Annotated in this window: 6 protein-coding genes and 1 pseudogene; 4 read left to right on the top strand and 3 right to left on the bottom strand. The window is 56.5% G+C overall.

All coding sequences use genetic code 11. The features are described from left to right. Window positions 1–274: 274 nt before the first annotated feature. Window positions 275–1,267 (top strand): GlxA family transcriptional regulator, encoded by a 993-nt coding sequence (locus tag AC6RA8_RS20320; RefSeq protein ID WP_500355340.1) that lies wholly within the window; start codon window positions 275–277, stop codon window positions 1,265–1,267. A 48-nt stretch (window positions 1,268–1,315) separates the two neighbouring features. Here the strand turns inward: AC6RA8_RS20320 and AC6RA8_RS20315 are convergent, their stop codons facing one another. The 3 genes from AC6RA8_RS20315 to AC6RA8_RS20305 all read right to left on the bottom strand — a co-directional run bounded on the left by AC6RA8_RS20315 (window position 1,316) and on the right by AC6RA8_RS20305 (window position 4,185). Continuing rightward, entirely contained in the window at window positions 1,316–2,038 is a 723-nt protein-coding gene (locus AC6RA8_RS20315) for an RlmE family RNA methyltransferase (RefSeq protein ID WP_500355337.1), read from the bottom strand. 276 nt (window positions 2,039–2,314) lie between these two features. Further along, window positions 2,315–3,439 carry a Ppx/GppA phosphatase family protein gene (locus AC6RA8_RS20310; RefSeq protein WP_500355333.1) on the bottom strand — a complete coding sequence of 375 codons (1,125 nt, stop codon included), beginning with the start codon at window positions 3,437–3,439 and terminating at the stop codon, window positions 2,315–2,317. Between the two features lie 68 nt (window positions 3,440–3,507). Next, window positions 3,508–4,185: a sulfotransferase family 2 domain-containing protein gene (locus AC6RA8_RS20305; RefSeq protein ID WP_500355331.1), complete on the bottom strand. Its 678-nt coding sequence runs from the start codon at window positions 4,183–4,185 to the stop codon at window positions 3,508–3,510. A 207-nt stretch (window positions 4,186–4,392) separates the two neighbouring features. Between AC6RA8_RS20305 and AC6RA8_RS20300 the strand changes: the two genes are divergently transcribed. The 3 genes and pseudogenes from AC6RA8_RS20300 to AC6RA8_RS20290 all read left to right on the top strand — a co-directional run. After that, window positions 4,393–4,689 (top strand): virulence factor, encoded by a 297-nt coding sequence (locus tag AC6RA8_RS20300; RefSeq protein WP_500355329.1) that lies wholly within the window; start codon window positions 4,393–4,395, stop codon window positions 4,687–4,689. Window positions 4,690–4,714: 25 nt separating this feature from the next. Further along, on the top strand, window positions 4,715–5,644 hold the full coding sequence (locus tag AC6RA8_RS20295; RefSeq protein WP_500355327.1) for a methylenetetrahydrofolate reductase: 930 nt from the start codon (window positions 4,715–4,717) through the stop codon (window positions 5,642–5,644). A 165-nt stretch (window positions 5,645–5,809) separates the two neighbouring features. Then, window positions 5,810–6,170 (top strand): annotated as a pseudogene (locus AC6RA8_RS20290) (methyltetrahydrofolate cobalamin methyltransferase); the annotation flags it as partial.

Genomic DNA, 6,170 nt, shown 5'->3' with positions numbered 1-6,170 from the left:
AAGCTGCGCCTCAACCGCGTTCAGTGCCGCAGTGTCGGTATAATCGGGCATCTGGATCCGGGGCTTGGTGCGCCAGTCAGATTTCGTCCAATCGCTCATCTTGTCTCTCCGCAAAAACTGTTAGCGGTCACGTGACCGCGGCCCTCTATACAAAAGCTATCGGAAGGACACCATATCACAAATGCGCCCTCTTGACGTGGCGTTTCCGCCGTGGTCAGGCTGACGAAACCTCCGGGTCAGGACGCCCGGCAATAATAACAGGACACCCGACGCGATGTCGTTCTCTCGCCCGCCCCAGGAAGTCGCCAAGCCCAAGCGTTTTGTGTTTGTTTTGCTCGACAACTTCACCCTGCTTTGCTTCTCGGCCGCTTTGGAAAGTCTGCGCATCGCCAACCGTATGGCCGGTCGCGAGCTATATAGCTGGAGGATCGTAGGAGAAGGCGGCGACATCGCGCACTGCTCCGCCGGACCTGGCTTCCAACTGGACGGTGATCTGGATGAGTTGACCCGTGATGACGTGGTCATGATTTGCGGCGGTATCGACGTTCAAGCTGCGACAACAAAGCGGCTGTTAAGCTGGATGCGTCGGGAAGCCCGAAAAGGGATCCAAATGGCCGGTCTGTGCACGGCTGCGTATTCGCTGGCGAAGGCCGGTTTGTTGGATGGCAAGAGAGCAACGATCCACTGGGAAAACCAAGACAGCTTCGCGGAAGAGTTTCAGGAGGTCGAACTGACCAAGTCGGTCTTCGTCATCGATGAAAAACGTTTGACGACGGCAGGTGGGACATCATCCATCGATCTGATGCTGAAATTGATTGCCGATGACCATGGGGAAGAGTTGGCCAACGCCGTGGCCGACCAGTTGATCTATTCTTCGATCCGTACAGATCAGGACACCCAACGTTTGTCCGTACCCACGCGCATTGGTGTCCGGCATCCAAAGCTCAGCCAAGTTATCCAGATCATGGAGCAGAACATCGAGGAGCCAATCAGCCCCTCCATTCTGGCCAAGGATGTCGGCATGTCGACACGGCAGCTTGAGCGCTTGTTTCGTCGCTACCTGAACCGAAGCCCCAAGCGGTACTACATGGAACTGCGTCTGCAAAAAGCCCGGAACCTATTGATGCAGACTGACATGAGCGTCATTAACGTGGCCTTGGCGTGTGGATTTGCCTCACCGTCACATTTTTCGAAATGCTATCGGTCGCACTACGATACGACGCCGTATCGTGAGCGCGGTACGCACGCTGCACGGCTGTCAATCTAGGCGAAATGCATTGCCGAGGCGCAGCTATTTGACTGTGCTGAACAGTGGTTACGCGTCGCCGCGGAAACCCGTTGCGACAACGAATTTCTCGGAACTATCCGCGCGTGACGCAGGTGGTTTGACGTTGGCCACCTTGTCAAAACGTTGTTTGAGCAGCTTTTGAAGGCTGCCTTCTGCCCCGCCTGCCAGCACTTTGGCAACGAATGTCCCACCATCGTCCAGAACATCAAAGGCAAAGTACGCGGCCGCTTCGCACAGAGAGATAATGCGCAGGTGATCAGTTTGTTTGTGGCCTGAGGACGCGGCGGCCATGTCGGACATGACCACATCCGCCTTGCCGCCCAACCACTCTTTGACCTTCAGATCAGCGTCATCTTCCATGAAATCCAACTGGTGCAGCTCGCATCCGGCAATCGGCTCCATTTCCTGCAGATCGACGCCAAGGATTGTACCGACCGCCTTGCCCGATTTCTCCCCCAGTGCATTCACCCGCTTTACCGCGACTTGGCACCAGCCACCCGGTGCCGCGCCAAGGTCCACCACTCGAGCACCGGGTACAAGAAAGCGATACTTGTCATCCAGTTCCATGATTTTGAAGGCTGCGCGTCCGCGGTAGCCTTCGGCCTGGGCGCGCTTCACATAAGGATCATTCAACTGGCGCTGCAACCAACGAGTGGATGACAACTTGCGTCCGCGGGCCGTCTTCACCTTGACCTTCAGGTCACGCTGCCCGCGCCCTGATGTATTCTTACCTGTTGGGGTCTTGGCCACGGTGCCACCTTTCCAATTGCACGCTGACGAGCCGTGCACACAGCCCGCCTCACGAGATGGCGAATATAGGGTCAATCATGCGGGAATGCATGCGTCCCTTGCCGATTTTCGCAATCTGCGTTGCCGATAGCATCGATTATCCGCGCCTGCATCTTCTTATTCGAACAGGGGTGATCATTTCGTCCCTCCTTCTGGAATGCCAGAAGACACGGGAACGGTCATCAGTTTGCCTGTCTTTCTCGCCAACGACCGCGTTCTGCCATAGCCACCCAACAATCAAATCCGTTGATCTTCCAACACACCGTCCGCGCTCATCTGCGCGTACAACAATCCCTCCCGCAATCCACGGTCAGCTACGGACAGTCGATTGGTCGGCCAGCAGCGCATCAACGCCTGCAGGATCGCCGCGCCAGACATGATCAGGGCGTGCCGGTCCGATCCGATGCGGGGGTCGGCACGCCGCCCTCCGGGACCCAACGCCAGATAGGACCGGATGACCTTGTCGATCTGATCCGACGTCATGCGCAGACCGTCCACCTTAGTCCGGTCATATCGCTTCAGACCAAGATGCGAGGCGGCAACAGTGGTCACCGTGCCAGAGGTGCCGATGATCTGAAAACGCTCGGTCGGTTCAGTCGCGTGATAGGGTGAGAAGTCGGCCAGGTTCTCCTCGAAAAACCAACTCATCAGCGCAAATCGCGCGGCATCATCATCTACGTCGTTGAACTGTTCCCGTAATGTAGCGACCCCCAAGGGAACACTGATCCAATCGACGACACGTGCCTCGGGCATGTCTGACGCAACTTGCTTGAAGCCCGAATGCAGCCGCATGATCGACTGCGGGCGGTCAGCGCGCGGGACCTGAGACAGATCAAGCCAGACCAACTCGGTAGACCCACCTCCGATATCAACAACCAACAGGTTTTCTGTTTTGGGGCTGACCAATGGCGCGCAGGATACCACAGCCAGCCGCGCCTCTTCCTCGGGTTCGATAATGTCCAGCCGCAAACCGGTTTCGCGCTGAACACGTTGGACAAAATCCTTCGCATTCAATGCTCTACGGCACGCTTCTGTAGCAACAAGGCGCATCCGCCTGACCTTGTGCCGTTTCAATTTCTGCTGGCAAATCCGCATGGCTTGCACAGTCCGCGACATGGATCCGCGTGACAGCTTCCCGGATTTCTCCAAGCCAAGGCCAAGTTGGACAGATTTTGAGAAGCTGTCCACGACCTGAAATCCCGCGCCTTTCGGCTCGGCTATCAGCATGCGACAACTGTTCGTACCCAGATCAAGCGCGGCATAAAGCTCGGGCGATCCTGGGGCACGCGGCACGGGCTTGGCCCCCTGTCGGGCGCCTTTAGTCTTTGTCGCGCCCGCACCTTGGGGACGCTGTGGCGCCATCTTCTGCGCCTTTCGTAACGGGTTACGTGGACGATATGTCGAGCAACGTATTCGCGCAAGTGACTTGATCAGGCGACGGCATGCATCCGTGGCTGATCGAACGGGTTGTCGAAAAATGCGGCAAGATGCGCATATTCTTCCTCAAGAAGCACGGCCAGAACACGCTGTGTTTGTGGGGACAGATCACTCAGCTCAAGACGACGATCGCTTGAGTTGAAATGCGGTATCACGACGTCTCGCCTTGTGTGTTCGCTCAACGCGACGCCAAGATCATCCATTTCACTTGTACGAAAGACGCGATCGTAGACAGACCAATCCGCACCGGTGAACAGCTCGGTCGGCAAAGCATGGTGTTTGATATCCGAAGAGGTCGCAATGTAGGCGCTCAGGTTTTGAAAAAAGTAATCTGGATCCGGTTCAGTGGGCAGGTGTACCCTACCCCGGCGAATTTTCGGGCTATGACTTAGAATACCCAATCCTTCGACGCGGTTGGTGTACACGGCAAGCAGTCGCTTCAAAGGGTCGCGCACGACCGTGAAGCAGTAGTGATTTTCCAGAATACTCCAGCGATGCGGGCGAAACCGCACTGTTGGATAAATGGCATGCACTTGCTGCTGCGTGAACCCGTTCACGTTGTCTTCCGCTTGAAGCGGATCAATTGCAGCCAACGCTGCCTTGACCGATGAACACGCCGCCTTTGGCACGGCCATATAGGCCAGCCGATGGGAATCGACCCGAATAACCATGATTTCCTGCCCGACTTTTTTTGTCTTGTTAGGGACATCTTAACCAAGCTTCGGCACGTCCAAACGGCTTTCGAATTGAAAGTACGGGATTGTTGCAATTCAGACTCACCAATCACGACGTCGCAACGGTAGCGTCCTTTGTCGAAATTGAGCCTCAGATACTCTAAATCGTCGCGTATTAGGGCCAAAGATACGCGGAGGAATCACATGCCTGATGTCACAATCGTTTATTGGCGCGACATCCCTGCCCAAGTGATCGTGGGCAAAGGCCGTCGTGGCTCCAAGCGTCAGCTTGCGGAACGCTTCGAGCAGGCGATCGACCGCGCCGCGATGAAAGTGAATGCAAAGGATGCCGATGCGTATCTGGCCGAATGGCGCAAGGCGGCCCCTTACACAGTCGAAGGCGATCCCGCCGAAGTTGCGGAGAGTGAAGCCGTACGGCTGGAAACGGAATACGATCAGGCGCGGATCAAGGCGCTGATTGACAACGAGGGATGGGCATAGCGCCCCAGCACAGGGAGGTGCCGCAATGGCATTGCTGAACTTCAAACGTGACGACGGCCCAGTGCCCGGCACCCTCTCGCCCGAGGTTGAGGCGTTCCTTCAAGGCTACTCCATCGAGGTGATGCCGCGCACATCCCAGAAGGTTGAGGATTTCCGCGCCATCCTGCCTGCCGGAACCCGCGTTTACATCGCTCACATCGAAGGCACGCCAATCGAGGATATGGTGGCCACCGCCAGACGCCTGAATGCCGAAGGTTTTCCGGTCATGCCGCACTTCCCCGCGCGCATCATCAAGGATGAGGCAACGCTGAAAGACTGGATCGCCCGGTATCAAGGCGAAGCCGATGTTGATCAGGCACTGCTGCTGGCTGGCGGTGTGGATCAGCCGCATGGAGATTTTCACAGCTCGATGCAGTTGATGGAAAGTGGTGCGTTCGATACTGCCGGCTTCAAGCACCTGCATGTCGCAGGGCACCCCGAAGGCAACAAGGATATTGATCCCGATGGCGGCATGAAGGTCGTCGACGAAGCCCTTGCCTGGAAACAGAAATTCTCCGAACGCACTGACGCCAAAATGGCCATCGCAACGCAGTTTGCTTTTGAGGCCGGACCAATCATCACCTGGGCGGACAACCTCAAGGCAGCGGGGATCGATCTGCCCATCCATATCGGGATTGCGGGACCAGCCAAGTTGCAGACAATGATCAAGTTCGCAATTGCATGCGGCGTCGGACCGTCTTTGCGTGTCCTTCAGCGCCGCGCCAAAGACGTGACCAAGTTGCTACTGCCGTTCGAACCGACCGACGTTGTGTCAGAGTTGGCAGCGCACAAGGCTGCGAACCCAGATTTCAACGTGACGCACGTGCATTTCTTTCCTCTTGGCGGGATCAAAACGAACGCCAATTGGGCGATAGAAAACGGCGGCGCATCAGCTGTGCCTACCGCGCTGGGCTAACATCACTCATAAATGTCCTGAAAAGGTTTCAAGCCCTACCCCCTCGCGTACCAGCCTCATGCGCGATAGGTGTCTTTTCCAACCGGTGGGATGTCGTTTTGACCTGCGCAGTAGCGGAGGAATCGGAACAACACTTCGCAAAACCAACGCACAAAGGCCGCGCACATGACCCGCACCGTCATCGAATCCAAAACCAAAACCGCGCTGATTGGCTTTGACCAACCGTTCTGCGTGATCGGTGAACGGATTAATCCAACAGGTCGCAAAATCCTGAACGAAGAGTTGGAACGTGGTGACTTCTCGCGTGTTGAAGCGGATGCTGTTGCGCAAGTTGCTGCAGGCGCGACAGTGCTCGATGTCAACTCTGGTGCTGTCTTTTCGAACAAGATGGCGGAAGACCCCAGATATGCGGACAACAACTTTGTCGAGCCCGAGCTGATGAAACAGCTGGTGGAACGTGTGCAAGCCGTAACGGACTGCCCGCTCTGCATCGACAGTTCCGTGCCCGGCGCACTGGAGAACGGCC

It is taken from the genome of Tateyamaria sp., assembly GCF_059783535.1.
This window is presented reverse-complemented; position numbering and strand designations above follow the sequence as displayed.

Coding starts and splice junctions, on each gene's coding strand:
- AC6RA8_RS20320 (WP_500355340.1), top strand. CDS start 275: ATGTCGTTCTCTCGCCCGCCCCAGGAAGTCGCCAAGCCCAAGCGTTTT.
- AC6RA8_RS20310 (WP_500355333.1), bottom strand. CDS start 3,439: ATGGCGCCACAGCGTCCCCAAGGTGCGGGCGCGACAAAGACTAAAGGC.
- AC6RA8_RS20305 (WP_500355331.1), bottom strand. CDS start 4,185: ATGGTTATTCGGGTCGATTCCCATCGGCTGGCCTATATGGCCGTGCCA.
- AC6RA8_RS20300 (WP_500355329.1), top strand. CDS start 4,393: ATGCCTGATGTCACAATCGTTTATTGGCGCGACATCCCTGCCCAAGTG.
- AC6RA8_RS20295 (WP_500355327.1), top strand. CDS start 4,715: ATGGCATTGCTGAACTTCAAACGTGACGACGGCCCAGTGCCCGGCACC.